General features: G+C 60.9%; 18 protein-coding genes and 1 pseudogene. 2 read left to right on the top strand and 17 right to left on the bottom strand.

Features of this window, described 5'->3' with window-relative positions:
* Positions 1 to 5: 5 nt before the first annotated feature.
* From AC2FL1_RS00095 to AC2FL1_RS00080, 4 genes are read right to left on the bottom strand one after another with little or no spacing between them, the layout of a single operon-like run.
* Positions 6 to 866: a 3-oxoadipate:acetyl-CoA acetyltransferase gene (locus tag AC2FL1_RS00095; protein WP_496875594.1), complete on the bottom strand. Its 861-nt coding sequence runs from the start codon at positions 864 to 866 to the stop codon at positions 6 to 8.
* An 8-nt stretch (positions 867 to 874) separates the two neighbouring features.
* Positions 875 to 1,069, bottom strand: coding sequence for a hypothetical protein (locus AC2FL1_RS00090; protein WP_496875593.1), 195 nt, complete (start codon positions 1,067 to 1,069; stop codon positions 875 to 877).
* Between the two features lie 30 nt (positions 1,070 to 1,099).
* Positions 1,100 to 1,957: an alpha/beta fold hydrolase gene (locus tag AC2FL1_RS00085; protein ID WP_496875592.1), complete on the bottom strand. Its 858-nt coding sequence runs from the start codon at positions 1,955 to 1,957 to the stop codon at positions 1,100 to 1,102.
* Entirely contained in the window at positions 1,954 to 2,355 is a 402-nt protein-coding gene (locus AC2FL1_RS00080; protein ID WP_496875710.1) for a hypothetical protein, read from the bottom strand. The genes AC2FL1_RS00085 and AC2FL1_RS00080 overlap by 4 nt, the downstream gene beginning before the upstream one ends.
* 245 nt (positions 2,356 to 2,600) lie before the next feature.
* On the opposite strand from AC2FL1_RS00080, the gene AC2FL1_RS00075 reads away from it, so the two are divergent.
* A complete protein-coding gene (locus tag AC2FL1_RS00075; RefSeq protein WP_496875591.1) occupies positions 2,601 to 3,476 on the top strand; it encodes a dioxygenase family protein in 876 nt (291 codons plus the stop codon).
* Positions 3,477 to 3,572: 96 nt separating this feature from the next.
* Positions 3,573 to 4,475, top strand: coding sequence for a LysR family transcriptional regulator (locus AC2FL1_RS00070; protein WP_496875590.1), 903 nt, complete (start codon positions 3,573 to 3,575; stop codon positions 4,473 to 4,475).
* 33 nt (positions 4,476 to 4,508) lie between these two features.
* Here AC2FL1_RS00070 and AC2FL1_RS00065 read toward each other — a convergent pair whose 3' ends face one another.
* From AC2FL1_RS00065 to AC2FL1_RS00005, 13 genes and pseudogenes are all read right to left on the bottom strand, one after another.
* On the bottom strand, positions 4,509 to 5,207 hold the full coding sequence (locus AC2FL1_RS00065; RefSeq protein ID WP_496875589.1) for an ABC transporter ATP-binding protein: 699 nt from the start codon (positions 5,205 to 5,207) through the stop codon (positions 4,509 to 4,511).
* On the bottom strand, positions 5,200 to 5,943 hold the full coding sequence (locus tag AC2FL1_RS00060) for an ABC transporter ATP-binding protein (protein WP_496875588.1): 744 nt from the start codon (positions 5,941 to 5,943) through the stop codon (positions 5,200 to 5,202). Before AC2FL1_RS00060 ends, AC2FL1_RS00065 begins: the two co-directional genes overlap by 8 nt.
* The gene (locus AC2FL1_RS00055) at positions 5,936 to 6,940 is read right to left on the bottom strand and encodes a branched-chain amino acid ABC transporter permease (RefSeq protein ID WP_496875587.1); all 1,005 of its coding nucleotides are present in this window, start codon (positions 6,938 to 6,940) and stop codon (positions 5,936 to 5,938) included. The genes AC2FL1_RS00060 and AC2FL1_RS00055 overlap by 8 nt, the downstream gene beginning before the upstream one ends.
* Before the next feature lie 4 nt (positions 6,941 to 6,944).
* A complete protein-coding gene (locus AC2FL1_RS00050; RefSeq protein ID WP_496875586.1) occupies positions 6,945 to 7,814 on the bottom strand; it encodes a branched-chain amino acid ABC transporter permease in 870 nt (289 codons plus the stop codon).
* Positions 7,815 to 7,871: 57 nt separating this feature from the next.
* Positions 7,872 to 8,969 carry an ABC transporter substrate-binding protein gene (locus tag AC2FL1_RS00045; protein WP_496875585.1) on the bottom strand — a complete coding sequence of 366 codons (1,098 nt, stop codon included), beginning with the start codon at positions 8,967 to 8,969 and terminating at the stop codon, positions 7,872 to 7,874.
* Between the two features lie 119 nt (positions 8,970 to 9,088).
* Positions 9,089 to 9,840 (bottom strand): annotated as a pseudogene (gene benD / locus AC2FL1_RS00040) (benzoate diol dehydrogenase BenD).
* A gap of 23 nt (positions 9,841 to 9,863) precedes the next feature.
* A complete protein-coding gene (benC, locus tag AC2FL1_RS00035) occupies positions 9,864 to 10,886 on the bottom strand; it encodes a benzoate 1,2-dioxygenase electron transfer component BenC (RefSeq protein WP_496875584.1) in 1,023 nt (340 codons plus the stop codon).
* Positions 10,887 to 10,958: 72 nt separating this feature from the next.
* Entirely contained in the window at positions 10,959 to 11,483 is a 525-nt protein-coding gene (gene benB / locus AC2FL1_RS00030) for a benzoate 1,2-dioxygenase small subunit (protein WP_496875583.1), read from the bottom strand.
* A 12-nt stretch (positions 11,484 to 11,495) separates the two neighbouring features.
* On the bottom strand, positions 11,496 to 12,884 hold the full coding sequence (benA, locus tag AC2FL1_RS00025) for a benzoate 1,2-dioxygenase large subunit (RefSeq protein WP_496875582.1): 1,389 nt from the start codon (positions 12,882 to 12,884) through the stop codon (positions 11,496 to 11,498).
* Between the two features lie 73 nt (positions 12,885 to 12,957).
* On the bottom strand, positions 12,958 to 14,106 hold the full coding sequence (locus AC2FL1_RS00020) for a muconate cycloisomerase family protein (protein ID WP_496875581.1): 1,149 nt from the start codon (positions 14,104 to 14,106) through the stop codon (positions 12,958 to 12,960).
* A gap of 190 nt (positions 14,107 to 14,296) precedes the next feature.
* Complete coding sequence (bhcD, locus tag AC2FL1_RS00015) at positions 14,297 to 15,262, bottom strand: iminosuccinate reductase BhcD (protein ID WP_496875580.1); 966 nt, start codon at positions 15,260 to 15,262, stop codon at positions 14,297 to 14,299.
* A gap of 146 nt (positions 15,263 to 15,408) precedes the next feature.
* Entirely contained in the window at positions 15,409 to 16,575 is a 1,167-nt protein-coding gene (gene bhcC, locus AC2FL1_RS00010; RefSeq protein ID WP_496875579.1) for a 3-hydroxy-D-aspartate aldolase BhcC, read from the bottom strand.
* Between the two features lie 14 nt (positions 16,576 to 16,589).
* A partial coding sequence (locus AC2FL1_RS00005; protein WP_496875578.1) for a pyridoxal-phosphate dependent enzyme occupies positions 16,590 to 16,958 on the bottom strand: 369 nt, incomplete at its 5' end.

The raw sequence follows: 16,958 nt of genomic DNA, 5'->3' as shown, positions 1-16,958 counted from the left end.
CTTGTTCATGCTGCGCGTCCTTTCGAGGCATTCTCAGGAAGCCGCAATCCAAGAATGCGGCGCGCCTCTTGCCACGTCGCCACCGGCCGCTCGTTCCTGTCACAGATCTCGACGGCCCGGCGCACCAGCGCTGCGTTGCTGCGAGCGAGCGTGTCGCGATCCAGTCGCACGTTGTCTTCCAACCCTGTGCGCGCGTGACCGCCCGCAGAGATGGCCCATTCGTTCAGCTTGAGCTGATTGGTACCAATGCCCGCGGCGCACCATGGCGCGTCGTCACCGAACAGGCGGCGCACGGTGTGGATGTAATAGTCGAACACATCCCGATCGACCGGCATCGCGTTTTTCACACCCATCACGAACTGGATGTAAGGCGTACCGGCAAGCTGACCCTTGTCCGCCATGTCCTTGGCTTTCAGGATATGGCTCAGGTCGAATGCTTCGATTTCCGGTTTTACATCGTAGGTCAGCATTTCGCTGGACAGCCAATCCACCAGATCAGGCGGGTTTTCGTACACGCGCGTCGGAAAGTTGTTCGATCCGACGGATAGAGAGGCCATGTCGGGCGAAAGGGGCAACATCCCACCGCGTGTCTGCCCCGCGCCTGACCGCCCTCCGGTCGAGAACTGGATAATCATGCCGGGGCAGTGTTTCTCGATCCCCTCTTTCAGCGCGGCGAATTTCTCCGGATCGGAAGACGGGGTTTCATCATCGTTGCGCACATGGGCGTGCACGATGGTGGCCCCGGCCTCAAAGGCCTCGTGCGTGGACTCCACCTGTTCGGCAACTGTGATCGGAACGGCGGGGTTGTTGGCTTTTGTGGGCAGACTGCCCGTGATCGCCACGCAGATAATACAGGGATTGGTCATGAGTTTACTTATCCGTTGGACGCGACCGGACGGAGGCCAGCATGTCCGGGTTCAGGTTTCAGAAAGGAAAGGTCGAACAGTGCCGGACGCTTGCGCGATGCCTCGATGGCCTTGCGCTCGTCATCGGTGAAGAACATCCAGGCCGCTTCGGCTTTTTCATGTTTCTTGCATCCAGGGCATGGGTTTTTCGCGTTCTTGCACATGGCTCCTCCTCCTGCGCAGGGGTTGATCTGTCAGGCAGCTTTCGCTGTCGGGCTTGGCATCTTTTCCAGTGCGTCGACAAAGAATGGACGGAACCCTTCGGGGTGTTCGCTCATCGGGAAGTGACCGAGCTCGTCCATGATCGCCAGCGTGGCGCCCGGGATGGCCTTGGCCGTGCGCTCGGCGTCTTCGGGCGTACACGTCAGGTCATATGCACCGACGATGATGTGCACCGGCGCTGCCCGCGTATCGATAGTCGGCAAGCGCGGGATCAGGCTGTCGTCGCGGGTGTAGAAGCTCAGATCGCCGCGGAAAACGCCAGGACCGCTTTGCATGAACATCCAAAGCGTGTTCCAGCGTTCGGAGTTGGGCGCAAAGGGCGAGATATTGGCTGACACGAGCGCCGCGCCCATTTCGCCGCCATGGGCGTCGGGACGGTGGAACCAGTCGATATCGTACCACGCAGGCTGGAAGTCCGAGGCCTCGATCGCGATGAAGCCGCTGAATTTTTCCGGGTGAAGCGCCGCGATTTGCAGGGCAATCCGCCCGCCCATCGAGCAGCCAGCAAGGACAGGCCGGTCAAGGTCCAGCCCGTCAATGACGGCCAGAACCGTTTCGATGTAGGCTTCGGTCGTCAGCAAGTATTCCTGGGTCTCGAACCCTTCAGGCGGCAGCGACTTGCCGTGCCACGGCATGTCGAAGGCGATCAGGCGGTTCGATGCGGTGATCTCGGCGTCGTTCATCAGATGACGCCACTGGCGGGTATCGGCGCCTGCGGTGTGCAGGCAGATGACCGGACGCCCCTGCCCTGCTTCCTCGAAGTAGATCCGACGCGGTGCCCCTTCGATGGTGACGGTGACATAGCGACCGGTGATGGGCTCGATGCTCATGCTGCCATCTCCTCTTTTGCGCGGGCGAGAGTCAGCACTTCCTTGAAGAAGCGCAGGTTCTTGACGAGGCTCAGAATGTCGCCGTCGATCCGACCGCGACCGATCTTGACCAGTCCGAAGATGTCGTGAAAGCCCGGCTCGGGCCGCGTTTCCCAGAACTTGTTCAGCGCTTCGGCATCAGTCCGCAAAGCAAAACGCCAGGGCGTCTTGCGGCTTGGGCCTTCGACGACCGATACGATGTGCCCCTTCTCGAAGGACAGGTAGAATTCATCGCCTCCCACCTCGATAAGCACGGTTTCGGAAAACAGCCGACCGAGGCGCAGCAAATGCGGCGTTGCCTCAAGGCGCGTTTGTATTTGCTTGAAGGTATCGATCACCTTGGCCTCCCATGCGTTCATAAGCTGGGGGATAGCTGCCACGATCGCGGGCCTATGGGCCATGCCAGCGAGGGTATGGGTCAATACTCTGCCTTGCGACCTTTCGAGAAACGCCATGTTCGCAAGGGTCGGGTCGCCGTCGGTATCACCCGATACCGCCGCAGGCATTGGGTAAGCGTGGGGATTCGGCAAAGTCTGTGTTGCAACGAGAGGCAGTCATGCAACTCGTAATCGGATATACAGATTGCCAGGAGGAGGAACTACCCATGGGCATCGTCAACCAAGAGAACATAACCGACGTCGTGATCGCGAGCCTCGGCAAACATGGCGACATCACCGACCGTCAGCGCGTGCTTGCAACCGGCCTGGTCAAGCACCTGCACGCATTCATCAAGGACGTGAAACTGCAGCATGACGAATTCCTGTTCGTCTGCGACTACCTCGCTCGCGCCGGCAAGCTCTGCAACGACAACCGTCAGGAATTCATCCTTCTGGGCGACATCCTTGGCGTCGAGGTTCTGGTCGACATGATGACCAACCCCATCGAAGGCAACGAAAGCGAGTCCACCGTGCTGGGCCCGTTTTACCGCGAAAACCCGCCGGTCCTGCCCAAGGGCGGTTCGACCATCCAGAAGCACTATGACAACGAAGAGACCGCCTATTTCGAAGGCTACATCAAGGATGAAAATGGCAATGGCATCGCCGGTGTGATCCTCGACGTCTGGGAAGACGCGCCGAATGGCGTCTACGAGAATCTCGACCCCGATCAGCCCGAATACAACCTGCGCGGCCGCTTCGAGACCGACGAGAACGGCCATTACGCCTTTGTCGCCGTGCGCCCCGTCCCCTACCCGATCCCGGACGATGAAACCGCCGGAGAGCTGCTGCGCTTCATGGGCCACCACCCGAACCGCCCTGGCCATATGCACTTTATCATCTCGAAGGACGGCTACCGTCCGTTGATCAGCCAGATCTACGACGCCGACAGCGCATGGCTGGAAGAGGACAGCGTGTTCGCGGTCAAGGAAAGCCTGATCGGCAAGTTCAAACCGGCAGCTGCCGATCTGGGCACCGACCTGCATTTCGAGTTCGATTTCGTGCTCAAGACGGCCGCCGACGAAAAGGCAATCGCCGCCGAGTAATCCCCGATGCCTCCCTGAAAACTGGCCCCCGCAAGACGGGGGCCATTTTTCGTTATGAGGTATAGCATATCGTAAGTTCTTGGGAGGACGGCCAAAATGAACTTCAAACAACTGACCTATTTCATCGCCGTCGCAGAAGAGCTGCATTTCGGGCGCGCCGCGGAACGTCTCGATATGGCGCAACCCCCGCTCAGCCGTCAGATCAAGCAACTTGAGGAAGACCTCGGCGCGATCCTGTTCAACAGGGGCCGGAGCGCGATCACCCTGACACAGGCAGGGGAGCGATTGCTGAAGCGTGGCAAAACAATCCTCGCAGACCTTGAAGACACGCAACTGGAGGTGCGTCGGCTGGGACAAGGGGCCGAAGGACGGCTCAGGATCGGCTTCGTCGGCTCTGCCACATTCGGAATTCTGCCAAACATCATCAGATCGTACCGGGCAAATTACCCGGACGTGAACCTGAGCCTGATCCCGATGAACAACGCTGAACTGCACCGGTCCCTGGTGTCACGGGAACTCGACGTCGTATTTGCCCGGCCAACCCTGAAAGACCCTGAGTTCCTGTCAAAGCACCTGGTCGAAGAAAAGCTGATCCTCGCCCTGCCCGATATCGTCGATACGGGAACTCGGACAGTGGCCAAGTTGGAACGGCTTATGACCCATCACCTGATCCTTTACCCAGAACGGCCCAGGCCCAGCTATGCGGACATGGTTCTCAAGGCGGTCGAGGATGCGGGGTTTGAGGCGCCCCTGCGCATCTGGTGCATGGATCTGCAAACCGCACTCAGCCTTGTCGCGGTCGGTGAAGGGGTGTGCATCGTCCCGGAATCCGTCGCGAATGCGCCGCGCAAGGGTATGAAGTTTCTCGATATCGAACCCGAGATCGCGCGGACCGAACTGTCGGTCAATTACCGCCTTGATGAACAGGGCGTGCACGTCAAGAATTTCGTCAACATCGCACAGAAAGTGGCGCGAAAAAGCCCTCTCAAAAAGGGATGAGCGTGCAGGGCGCGTCGGCCCTGCACGCAGATTTCAAACGCCCAGCCAGGTGTGCTGAGCGTCTTCGTCAGCCTTGATCGCCTCTGCATCTCCGGTCCAGAAGATCTGCCCCTTGCTGACGACGACCACATCATCGGCAAGCGACGTGGCAAAACCGAAATTCTGCTCGACGATGATCATCGACAGGCCCGCCGCTTTCAGCTCTTGCAGCTTGTCATGGATCAGCTTGACGATGATTGGAGCCAGGCCCTCGGTCGGTTCATCAAGGATCAGCAGCTTTGGGTTCATCAGCAGGCCCCGCGCGATGGCCAGCATCTGCTGTTCGCCACCCGAAAGCTGCGTGCCACCGTTGTCCATGCGCTCTCCCAGTCGCGGAAACAGGTCCAGTACCCGCTCGATTGTCCATTCAGGGTTCGACCCACCAAACCGCTTGGCCGCAATCTCAAGGTTCTCGCGCACGCTGAGCGACGGAAAGATATCGCGTGTCTCTGGCACATAGGCGATACCGCTTTGGGCGATGTCGAAGGGCTGCCCCGCGATCGGCTTGCCGCCCCACAGGATTTCGCCGGACTTGAGCGGCAAAAGTCCCATGATCGTCTTCAGTGTCGTGGACTTGCCGGCACCGTTGCGTCCGAGGATGGCCAAGACCCGGCCCGTCTGTGCCTGAAGCGACAGACCGTAGAGGACCTGCGTTTCCCCGTACCCGGATTCGATGGCTTTCAGTTCAAGCATCTTCCCAGCTCCCCAGATAGATTTCCTTGAGCAGGCTCGACCCACGCGCTTCTTCCGGCAGCCCGTCAAAGACCACTTCGCCGTAGTTCAGCACCGTGATCGTGTCGGCCACGTCAAAGGCAAGGTCCATGTCGTGCTCGATGATCAGCATGGTCAGGTCGCGCGGCAGGTTGTTCAGCAGATCATGGAATCCTTTGGACATTTCCGGCCCGACACCGCTGGTCGGTTCGTCCATCAACAGAACAAGCGGCCGCGTGGCCAGCGCAACACCGACTTCAAGCTGGCGACGCACGCCATAGCTGATCTCGGACACTTTCGCGTGGATGAAGGGCATCAGGTTCACTTGGCTTGCCACCTCCTCGACGATCTCGCGAACCTCGGGTTTTGCCAGGCTGTCGGACCAGAGCTGTGTTGCATTGCCGGTGTGAACCGCTGCCGCAAGCCCAAGATTTTCCTCGACCGTCAAACCATCGAACAACGTGTTCTTCTGATAGCTCCGCGAAAGCCCACGACGGGCGCGTTTGGCGACCGGCAGCGCGGTGACATCTTCGCCGGCGAGATGCACCGATCCGCTGTCTGGGGTGAGTTCGCCGACAAGCTGATTGAAGAGTGTCGTCTTGCCCGCCCCGTTCGGTCCCAGGATCACCCGGCGCTCGCCCCGTTCCAGCTTCAGCGATACGTTGCGTGTGACGTGAACGGCACCAAAGCTTTTGTCCAGATTACGTGTCTCAAGCATCGGTCAACGCCTCCTCGGGCTCCTGTTTGCGGGTTGCATCAGCAAGACGGCGGTCGAAAACGCCGCCCCAGCGGGCCTCGATCCAGCCGAAAATGCCATTGGCGCGGCTCATCACGACGGCGATCAGGATGACACCGACAACAAGGTGCCAATAGGTCGTGACCGAGCTCAGTTCATGTTTCAGGACGACAAAGGCCGCCGCTCCAATCAGCGGGCCGACAAGCGTTCCAAGACCACCAAGGATCACCACAACCAGTGCTTCGCCCGAGACCGTCCAGCTGAGCAGACCCGGCGAGATGTACATGATGTGTTGTGCGGCCAGCGCGCCGGCGAGGCCAGCGATCATGCCGGACAGACCGAACACATCGGCCTTGACCCGCCAGACCGTCAGGCCAAGCGCTCGCATCCGCTGCTCATTGTGCATGACGCCGGTGAGCGAGCGGCCAAGACCGGATCGCAGGATCAGCACAGACGCACCGTAGACCGCCCCGAGAATGGCCAGACAGAAGAGTGCAAAGCTGCGGCTGTCGTTCAGATCAACGCCGATGAAGCTCAAATCCAGCCGGGATATGCCGCCCAACCCGTCATCGCCGCCAAAGATCGGCGCCTCGAATACGTAGGAATAGGCCATCTGCCCAAAGGCGAGCGTCGCCATGATGAAGTAGATACCGTGGCTGCGCGAACCGATGGCGCCGATGACCCAGGCAGCCGCTCCGGTCAGCGCAATGCTACCCGCCATGGCAACGGGCGGTGCGATCCCTGCCTTGGTCGACAGGATTGCGTAGGCATAGGCACCAACCCCCATCAGTGCGCCGTGGCAGAGCGAGACCATGCCACCGAAGCCCGCAACGATATCGAGCGCCAGGACCAGCATGGCAAGGATCAGGATCTCGGTCAGGACTTCCAAACCGAAATATTCGGCCGTGAAAGCCTGAAAGAGGGCGCCGGCTGCGAGCAGGACCAGAGCGGTGTAACGAAGAGTGTTGTGGCGAAACATCGTCTTATCCTTTCGCGGGAAAGAGGCCCTCTGGCTTGATCACAAGGACAGCAGCCAGAAGCGCGTAGATGAGAACAGAGGCCAGCCCTGGGGCCAGAACCGCACCGAAAGTCTGCACAAAGCCATAGATCAGTGATCCGGCGATGGCGCCCTTGAGCGAGCCGAGACCACCGATCACGATCACGATCAGCGTCGGGATCAGGATCTGCAGCCCCATGTCGGGCGTCACACTGAGAAGCGGTGCCGCGACGGCCCCGGCCAAGCCTGCAAGTGCACAGCCCACACAGAAAACGATGAAGAACAGCCGTTCCACATTGATGCCCAGACAGGCCGCCATGGAATCATTGTCGACACCGGCGCGGATCATCGCGCCGATCTGGGTTCGGCTGAGCACGAAAGCGAGAGCGCCGAAGATGGCGAGACCCAGAACGATGATGAACAGTCGGTAGGTCGGATACTCGACGCCAAGGAAGGTCAGACGACCGCCAAGTAGCCCGGGCACGTCGATGGCAAGAGCCAGATCACCCCAAAAGATACGTGTCAGATCGAGCAGGACAAAGATCAGCCCGAAGGTGACGAGAACCTGTGCCATGGGCCCCGATTTCCGCATCCGCTTGATGAGGCCGGAATAGAGCAGGATCCCCACCCCGGCCACCGCCACGGGCGCCAGAAAGAACCCCATCCAGTAGCCGCCCACAGCAGCCAGCGAGGCAGCGAAATACGCGCCAAGGGCGTAAAGCGAGCCATGCGCGAGGTTCACGAAGTGCATCAGCCCGAAGATGACCGTCAGGCCGATGGAAAGAAGAAACAGAAGCATGGACAATTGCAGGGCGTTAAGCGCCTGAAGGGTCCAGAATCCAAGATCATGTGCCATTGAGGGTCCTCCTCGGACGTATGTCCCGGCCGCAGGCGCGCAGCCGGGACAGTTAGGTCAGTTGGAGACGGGTGCCATCTCGCAGCCATTGGTCGGATCAGCTTCCGCGGGGAGCTGTGCGAGGACTTTCTGCGTCAACCCACCTTCACCAGCGACGGTCTCGTAAACATAGATCGGCTGGATGATGTTGTTGGTCGCGGGATCGATCGCCAGCTGACCGCGCGGCCCCTCGAAGCTGACCTTGCGCAGGGCATTTGCCAGCGCAGCGCGGTCGGTTGCACCGGCCTTGGCCGCCTCAATCAGCGCGCGGGCCGCATCATAGCCCTGGACGGCAAATTCCGACGGAGCGCGGCCGGTTTCCTCGGTAAAGGCGGCCACGAAAGCAGCGTTCGCCTCGCTGTCGATGGTCGGAGCGTAGTGCAGCGCTGTGATGACGCCTTTGGCGGCCTCGCCTTGCGCATTCATATAAAGCGGTGAGGTCAGAAAACCCGAGCCATAGAGGGGGAGTTCGGCTTTCAAACCAAAGCTGTCATATTGCTTGACGAAGGAAATCGCCTCACCGCCTGCATAGAAAACGTAGACTGCATCCGCACCGCTGGCCTTGGCCTGCGCGAGATAGGGACCGAAGTCCTGTGTCTTTTGGAACGGCGTGAATTCCTGCCCGACGATCTCGCCGCCTGCGGCGGTGAGGGTCTCGGCAAAGGCATCGATCATCTGGCGACCGGCGGCGTAGTCAGGCGCAAGCGTGAACACCTTCTTCACGCCCTGCTCTGCCATCCAGGTGCCCATCGGACGGTTGATCTGGCCGTTGGAAAACGACATCCGCGTGATGAAAGGCGAGCAAAAGGCACCGGTGGCCTCGTCATTGCCGGCATTGGCCACGATCAGCGGCACACCTGCGCCATGCACCATGTCGCGCACCGCGCCCAGAACACCGGAACTGACGATCCCGACCATGACATCGACCTTGTCTTGCAGGATCAGTTTCTTGGCCTTGCCAAGCGCGACAGGCAGCTTCACCTCGGTGTCTTCGCGCGCGATCTCGAAAGTGACATCGGTCTCGGAACCGAACTGTTGCAGACCGAGGTTGAAACCAGTCTCGATTTCATTGCCGAGCGACGCGTAGACGCCCGAGAAAGGGAGCAGAAGCCCCACTTTGATGTCTTCTTCTGCCACAGCAGGCATAGCGAAGCTGGTGGCGAACCCGAGGGCCGCCAGGATTGCGCGTTTTATTTTGGATGTCCTCCAGTTGGTTTATGACCCCTCCTCAGGGCCTATCCTAAGTCGCCGCCACCGACCGGGACGGTGACCCCGGTGATGTAGGCAGCATCGTCCGACGCCAGGAACAGGATCGGACCTGCCTGCTCGTCGAGCGTTCCGTATCGTTTCATGAACGAGGACTGGATCGTCTGGTCGACGATGGTCTGGTACCAGTCTTCGCGTTGTTCTTCTTCGGCGTTGGGGTTGCGCGGCACGACCCGTGGCGGTGCTTCGGTTCCGCCCGGGGCTGTTGCCACGACGCGGATGCCCCGTTCCGCCACTTCCCAGGCCAGGCTTGCGGTGATTGCGTTCACCCCCCCTTGGCCGCGGCATAGGGCACCCGATTCAGGCCCCGCGTCGCAATGGACGACACGTTGACAATCGTACCTGAGCCTTGCGGCAGCATCCGTTCAATGGCAGCGCGGCAACAGTAGAGTGTCGGGAACAGCGAACGGCGCACTTCGGCGTCAATCTGCTTGGGCTCGTAATGCTCAAAGGGTTTGGCCCAGATCGTTCCGCCGACATTGTTGATCAGGATGTCGATACGACCCCAGAGGTCGCAGGCCTTTTGTATCGCCTTTTCGCAACCACTCCACGTCTCGAGGTTGACCGAGATCGCCTCGGCCTCGCCCCCATTTTCGCGGATCGCCGCGACGACGTCTTTGCGGGCGGGCGAGCGGTCCACGATCAGGACCCGTGCCCCCTCGCTGGCCGCCCGTTCGGCGACGCGGCGGCCGATACCTTGTGCCGCCCCGGTGACAACCATCACCTTATCGTCGAAACGGCGTGTCATGCCGCTTCCGCCTTCTCTTCGGTGGGGTTGAATTTCTCGTAGTAGAAGTTCGCGGGCTCGACGCCCAGTTTCCCGAAATGCGCGCGCACGGCATCGACCATAGGCGGCGGGCCGCACAGGTAGACGTCGCAATCCCCGCCCGACAGGTCATCGCCGCTGAGGTGATCGGTCACGAAACCCTTGCGCTCATGCGCGTCCTCTACGGCGGCCAGAATGGTAATCACGCTGACGTTGCCGATCTTTTCAGCAAGCGCGTTGACGCGGTCCAGTTCCACGAGATCGGCGGCGCGGGTCACGGCATAGTAGAGGGCAATCGGGTGCTCTGCTCCCTGCTCAGCCACCTGTTCCAGCATCGACAGGAACGGCGCCAGTCCGGTGCCCCCGGCGAGCCAGACCTGCGTGCGCTCGATTGGCCTCAGGTAAAAGGCACCCATGGGACCGGTTGCCGTCAAAGCGTCGCCGCGCTTCGCCTGTTCGCCAAGATAGGTGCTCATGACACCGCCGGGCAGGTTGCGGATCAGGAAGGTGGCTTCCTGCGCACCCGGTGCGGACGAAAAGGAATAGGACCGGTGTTTGTCCGTACCGGGGACTGTCAGGTTTACATACTGGCCCGGCAGGAAGTTGATCGGCTTGGCCAGCTTAACCCGAAGGCCGAAAGACGTCTCGGAGAGCTTGTCGACGCCCTGTACTTCGGCGTAGACTGCTTCTGGTGCAGTCTTGCAGACAGCCGAAGAGGCCGGGACCCGTACGACACAGTCGCTCTCCGGGGTCATCTGGCAGGTGAGCGCATAGCCCTGTTCTGCTTCCTCGTCGCTCATCGACTCGTCCATGTAGAATTCCAGCTCGTACTCGCCCTTTTCGACGAAGCACTTGCAGGTACCGCAGACGCCATCCCGGCAGTCCATCGGCAGGTTGATCTTCTGACGGAAGGCCGCATCGGTCACCTTCTCATCGTCATCGCACTGGATGACGCGCGTGACGCCATCTTCGAAATTCAGGGCAACGTTGTAGGTCGTCATGGCATGCTCCTCCCTTGGCCGCGCACCCTGACGTGGATGCGCGGAGGTTTTCAGTTTCCCGGAGACCGGGGATCAGACGTGGTAGACGTCGATCACGTGGTGAATGTGATCGTTCTTCTGGACCACCTTCTTGTCGGTGATCAGCGGCCTCACGCCGCTGGTGTCGATCGTGTAGAACGACGTGCCCCAGTGGGTATCGGTCTCGTGGTAACGATAGCTCAGCGTTTGCCAGTTGAAGCGCAGCTTGATTTCGTCGCCCTCCCGGCTGAGCACTTCGATGCCCGACAGATAATGGTTGGTGCGCGGCTCGGGCAGCGAGGTCGCCGACGACCGGTCGGTCTTGATCCGGAACACGCGGTCCTCGATGCCCTGCTTGTTGGGGTAATACATCAAGGACATTTCGTTCTGAGGATCTTCCGTCAGCGTGTCGAAGTCATCCCAGGTCGGCATCCAGAACGGACAGTCCTTGTGATAGAATGTCAGCCAGGTATCCCACTCACGATCGTCCAGCGCGCGGGCCTCTGCGAAGAGGAAGGCCTGGATGTCTTCGAAGCTCATCGCGTCGGTTGCAGGGCGTTCAAGAGTTGCAGTTGTCATGTTCTTTCCTCCTCACTCGGCTGCGACCGACGCCTGAGGCGCGGTTTCGCGTTCCTTTGCGATGGCTTCACCCATCCGCTCGGACCAGTTGCTGTGTTGAATGACGAAGAGGCCTTCGTCTTCGGTGCGGGCACCGGACAGAACCGGGTTGATGCCCAGGGCCTTGGCGTCTTCGTCCGGGCCTTCGATCCATTGGGTCGCGCCACGGGTCAGGTCGTTCCACTTGGCGTGCGATGCCCCGGCGTAGCCACGCTGCGTGGCCCGGAATTCCTCGGTGTCGTCCGGCGTCGCCATGCCGGAGGCGTTGAAGAAGTCCTCGTATTGCCGGATACGGCGGGTGCGCGCTTCCTGGCTCTCGCCCTTCGGCGCGATGCAGTAGATGGTGACCTCGGTCTTGTCGACCGAAACGGGGCGGAAGACGCGGATCTGGCTGGAGAACTGGTCCATCAGGAAGACGTTGGGATACAGGCAGAGATTGCGCAGCACACCCACCATCCATTCGGCCTTGGTCTTGCCGTACTTCTCCGTCCATTCTTCCAGACGCGGATAGCCGGGGCGGTTGGTCGGGTCGGCCCATTCGGTCCAGAGCAGGATGTGACCATTCTCGTAGGCATGAAAGCCGCCGCGCTGCTTGGCCCATTTGGACGCGTCGGTCGCCTTGATGTTGTCTTCCTTGCCGTCATCGGTCCGGTGTGCCGTGGTGGCGACATAGTTCCAGTGCACGGCGGACACGTGATAGCCGTCCGCGCCGTTTTCGGCCTGAAGCTTCCAGTTGCCGTCATAGGTGTAGGTGGACGAACCGCGCAGCACTTCGAGACCTTCGTCAGCCTGATCGACGATCATGTCGATCATCTTGCGCGCCTCACCGAGGTACTCCTCCAGCGGCTTCACATCGGCATTGAGCGAGCCGAACAGGAAGCCACGGTAGTTCTCGAAGCGGGCGACCTTGGTCAGGTCGTGGCTGCCGTCCTTGTTGAACTGCTCCGGGTATCCCGCTCCCTTGGGGTCCTTGACCTTCAAGAGCTTGCCGGTGTTCGAGAAAGTCCAGCCGTGGAAGGGACAGGTAAAGGTCTTCTGGTTACGGCGCTTGAAGCGGCACAGCTGCGCACCACGGTGCGAACAGGCGTTAACCAGCGCGTGCAGTTCGCCGTCCTTGTCGCGGGTGATGACGACGGGCGTGCGGCCCATGGTCAGGGTGAAATAGTCGCCGGGGTTCGGGATCTGGCTTTCATGCGCCATGTAGATCCAGTTGCCTTCGAAGATGTGCTTGATCTCAAGCTCGAACAGCTCTTCGTCGGTGAAGATGTCCCTGCGGCAGCGGAAGACACCGTTTTCCGGGTCGTCCTGGATGGCGCCGTCAAGCCGAGCTTCGAATTTGTCGAGATTGGATTGGGTGAACATGTGTGGTCCTCCTCCTGACTGCCTCGGCGCTTTGGAACGCGCTTTGGCGGGGTTTGATATCCGTGTCGCGGGCTTATTCTCCGGCGACGGCTTTCATGGTCCGCCCGCCATCGCGGCGGAAGAAATTGATCTTGTCCTGGTCGAGCTTTGCGCCGATGCCGATGCCTTTGGGGATCTCGACACAAAAATCGCGGTAGATGATCGGCTCGGCGAGAATGTCTTCGGTCAGCAGGAGCGGGCCGAACAACTCGGTGCCCCAGGCCAGATCTTCGATGGTGGAGAACAACTGCAGGGCCGCAGCGGTGCTCAGACCGGTTTCCAGCATCGTGCCGCCGTAAAGGCCCAGTCCTGCCGCCTGCCCGATCGCAATCACCTCTGACGCGCGCTTGAGCCCGCCCGACTGCCCGATCTTGACAGCGAAGACATCCGCCGCGCGCACTGATGCGACTTCCAAGGCGTCCTCGGGACCGTTCAGCGCCTCGTCCGCCATCACGGCGATCTCATAGCCTTTGGCCAGTTCCGCCATGGCGCGGCGATAGCGGGCAGGCACGGGCTGCTCGACCAGTTCGCAACCCGCCTCTTGCAAGCCCTTCAGACCCCAGCGGGCCTCTTGCAGGGACCATGCAGTGTTCACATCGACGCGCACGCTGGCAGTATCGCCCACAGCTTCCTTGATCCTTGCCACATGCGCCACGTCCTCGCGGACAGACCGCTTGCCGATCTTCAGCTTGAAGATGTTGTGGCGGCGGGTTTCGATCATTTCGTGGGCTTCGGCGATGTCGGTCTCGGAATTGCCGGAGGCCAGTGTCCAGGCGACCGGCAGACGCTCGAGAACGGCCCCACCGAAAAGCTGCGACATCGGCACGCCCAAGCGCTTGCCAAGCCCGTCCCAGAGGGCAATCTCGACAGCTGTCTTGGCGATGCGATTGCCTTTCACCAGCTTGTCGATGAGCTGTATCGCACCATTCACATCGTCGCCGTTGCAGCCAAGCAAGGCGGGCGCGATATAAGTCTCGATCGCCGACTGGATGCCTTCAGGGCTTTCCGGTCCGTAGCTCAAGCCACCAATCGTCGTGCCTTCGCCGATCCCTTCGGAGCCATCCGAGAACTTGACCCTGACGAGCACGGCAGTTTGCGCGCGCATCGTAGCCATCGAAAGCACGTGACCACGAATGGTGGGGATGTCGAGGATCAGGGTCTCGATCTGGTCAATCTTGGTCACTGGGGCTCACCAAATTTGCATGTTTCTGTTGGGTGCAGATTGCCCGCCCGCGCTGGATTCTGTCGATGATTGGAGGGGTCTTGGGTGATACCCTGACGAGACATGCGGGTGCCCGCGACACCTCTCGAACGAAAACAGGCGCCACCAATGGTAACGCCTGCAACGGATCATTTGCGTGTTTGGCTACGGATTAGAATTCCACGTGGATTGCGACGCCGCGGTCTACTGCCAGGTTGACGACGGCGGAGGCAACAGCGAGGTCCTGCAAACCAACGCCGGTGCCGTCGAAGAGGGTGATCTGATCGTCCGACGTGCGGCCCGGATGGGTGCCGTTGATCACGGCGCCCAACTGGACGATATCGGCTTGCGTGATCAGACCATCCGCAATCGCGTGTTGTGCCTCGCCGATGCTGACCGACTGGGCGACTTCATCGGTGAACACCGAAGCGCGGGCCAGAAGCGCGGCCTCGACCTCCTGCTTGCCCTTGGTGTCGGTTCCCATGCAGGCGATGTGGGTGCCCGGGCTGACGTGATCCGCCATGAGGGACGGCGAGAAGGCCGAGGTGATCGAAATGATCACATCCGCCTCATCCATTCCGGGCAGATCGACAGCCTCGAACGGCACGCCGGCCTCTTCGGCAACCCTGGCTATGTTCGGCAGCATCTCAGGATGATAGTTCCAGCCGATGACCTTGTCGAAGGCGCGCTGTTCCAGGGCGGCGCGCAGCTGGAACGTGGCCTGATGGCCCGCGCCGATCATGCCGATCACCTTTGCATCCGGGCGGGCGAGATGCTTGATCGACACCGAAGAGGCCGCCGCCGTGCGCAAGGCCGTCAACAGATTGCCGCCGACCATGGCCGAGGGTTTGCCGGTATCGGGATCGAACAGGAACACGGTGGACTGGTGATTGATCAACCCGCGCTTTGCCAGGTTGTTGGGCCAGTAGCCGCCCACTTTCAGGCCCAGTGTCTGGCCAGCGCGGTCAAACCCTCCCTTGAAGCCGTAAAGCGCGTCCTCGTGGCCGAGGGCCTCGCGCACCACGGGAAAGTTGCAGGCATCGCCCGAGGCCATGGCGGCAAAGACCTGTTCAACGGCATCAAAGGCAGCCGCGCGGGTCATCAACCCGGCTATCTCACGTTCTGGAACAATCCACATCGCATCCCATCAGGGCCAGGCCCTGCCTCTTCCTCTTGCTGCAAATATCCCGGGGAGGTCGGGAGGGGCGTCGTCCATTGGGCTTGAACCAATGGCGCCCAAAGGACGACCCTCCAGCCGGTCGGACAGGCTGTGCCTGTCCGAAATCAAAAAGCGCGGCCGCGGGCCGAGACCGGCCAGACGCATTCGACCTTGCCGTTGCGCACACCGACATACCAGTCATGCACATTGGCGGTCGGGTCGCAGTGACCGGGCACGAGCCTGAGCTTCTCATTGACCTTCAAGACGCCCTTCGGGTCGGAAATCACGCCGTGTTCATCCGAGCATTTGACGTATTCCACGTCGTCGCGCCCATAGATGAACGGCAACCCGCTATCGACCGATTGCGCCTTGAGGCCCGCGTCGCAGATCGCCTTGTCGGGTTTGGCGTGGCTCATGACCGAGGTCAGGATGAAGAAGGCGTTTTCCCACTCGCCCGCGTCGATGCGCTGGCCGTTCTGATCGAGGATGCGACCATAGTCGGCATCCATGAAGGCATACGACCCGCACTGCAATTCATTGTAGAGGCCGGAATTGCTCTCGAAGTAATACGATCCCGTGCCACCGCCCGACACCAGGTCGGTCTCGACCCCATCGGCCTTCAGCGCGTCGACCGCGTCCTGGACCTGCGCAATGGCCGCATCGATCTTGGCCTTGCGGTCCTCGAAACTGTCCATGTGCTGCATCGCGCCCTGATAGGCCTGGATGCCGCGATAGGTCAGGTTGTCCGCTGCGACGACGGCCTTGGCGATCTCGACCACCGCCGGGGTTGTCGTCACACCGCAGCGCCCGGCACCGCAGTCAATTTCCACGAAGACGCCCAGCCGGGTGCCCGCCTTGACGGCCGCCGCCGACAGGTCCGCCACGTTGGCGACATCATCGACACAGACGATCACCTCACCTCCGCTCAGCTTCGGCAGCTGGACGAGACGTGCGATCTTGCCCGGATCGCGGACCTGATTGGACACGAGGATCTCCTGGATACCGGCGCGGGCAAAGACCTCGGCCTCACTGACCTTCTGGCAGCAGACGCCGACAGCACCGCCCAGCTCCATCTGCAGCTTCAACACATCGACGGATTTGTGCATCTTGCCATGCGCGCGGTGGCGCATGCCGTGCGCCTTGGCATAGTCGCCCATCTTCCTGATGTTGCGCTCCAACGCGTCGAGGTCCAGCACCAGCGCGGGCGTCTGGATGTCGGCGGCATCCATGCCCGGCTTGGCGGGAATGTCGAAACCGACCTCGTAGGCGTCCAGGTCAATCGAGTCTTTCATGGGAATTCTCCTGTTCAGCCCTGCATCCAGGGCAGTTTGTCCAGATCGACGTTGCCGCCGGTGATGATCACGCCCACGCGCTTGCCACGAAACGCGTCGGGGTTTTTGAGGATGGTCGCCAGAGGTACCGCGCTGGAGGGTTCCATCACGATGCGCAGGTGCTTCCAGATCAGCTTCATCGCATCGACGATTTCCTGTTCCGAGGCGGTGTAGATCTCGGACACGTGGTTTGACACGAAATGCCAGGTCAGATCCTTGAGCGGCACCAAGAGCCCGTCAGCGATGGTCTTGGGTGCATCATCGGCAATGATGTGGCCCGCCTTGAAGCTGCGATAGGCGTCGTCGGCCTGTTCCGGCTCGGCGGCGATCACATCTGTTTCGGG

It is taken from the genome of Ruegeria sp. YKSF070, assembly GCF_059612725.1.
Note: the sequence above shows the minus strand (reverse complement) of the source record. Positions and strands in the feature narration are given on the sequence as shown.

Excerpts from the sequence above, each read along its gene's own strand:
- AC2FL1_RS00095 (WP_496875594.1), bottom strand. The coding sequence starts at position 866 with ATGACCAATCCCTGTATTATCTGCGTGGCGATCACGGGCAGTCTGCCC.
- AC2FL1_RS00090 (WP_496875593.1), bottom strand. The coding sequence starts at position 1,069 with ATGTGCAAGAACGCGAAAAACCCATGCCCTGGATGCAAGAAACATGAA.
- AC2FL1_RS00085 (WP_496875592.1), bottom strand. The coding sequence starts at position 1,957 with ATGAGCATCGAGCCCATCACCGGTCGCTATGTCACCGTCACCATCGAA.
- AC2FL1_RS00080 (WP_496875710.1), bottom strand. The coding sequence starts at position 2,355 with ATGAACGCATGGGAGGCCAAGGTGATCGATACCTTCAAGCAAATACAA.
- AC2FL1_RS00075 (WP_496875591.1), top strand. The coding sequence starts at position 2,601 with ATGGGCATCGTCAACCAAGAGAACATAACCGACGTCGTGATCGCGAGC.
- AC2FL1_RS00070 (WP_496875590.1), top strand. The coding sequence starts at position 3,573 with ATGAACTTCAAACAACTGACCTATTTCATCGCCGTCGCAGAAGAGCTG.
- AC2FL1_RS00065 (WP_496875589.1), bottom strand. The coding sequence starts at position 5,207 with ATGCTTGAACTGAAAGCCATCGAATCCGGGTACGGGGAAACGCAGGTC.
- AC2FL1_RS00060 (WP_496875588.1), bottom strand. The coding sequence starts at position 5,943 with ATGCTTGAGACACGTAATCTGGACAAAAGCTTTGGTGCCGTTCACGTC.
- AC2FL1_RS00055 (WP_496875587.1), bottom strand. The coding sequence starts at position 6,940 with ATGTTTCGCCACAACACTCTTCGTTACACCGCTCTGGTCCTGCTCGCA.
- AC2FL1_RS00050 (WP_496875586.1), bottom strand. The coding sequence starts at position 7,814 with ATGGCACATGATCTTGGATTCTGGACCCTTCAGGCGCTTAACGCCCTG.
- benC (WP_496875584.1), bottom strand. The coding sequence starts at position 10,886 with ATGACGACCTACAACGTTGCCCTGAATTTCGAAGATGGCGTCACGCGC.
- benB (WP_496875583.1), bottom strand. The coding sequence starts at position 11,483 with ATGACAACTGCAACTCTTGAACGCCCTGCAACCGACGCGATGAGCTTC.
- benA (WP_496875582.1), bottom strand. The coding sequence starts at position 12,884 with ATGTTCACCCAATCCAATCTCGACAAATTCGAAGCTCGGCTTGACGGC.
- bhcD (WP_496875580.1), bottom strand. The coding sequence starts at position 15,262 with ATGTGGATTGTTCCAGAACGTGAGATAGCCGGGTTGATGACCCGCGCG.
- bhcC (WP_496875579.1), bottom strand. The coding sequence starts at position 16,575 with ATGAAAGACTCGATTGACCTGGACGCCTACGAGGTCGGTTTCGACATT.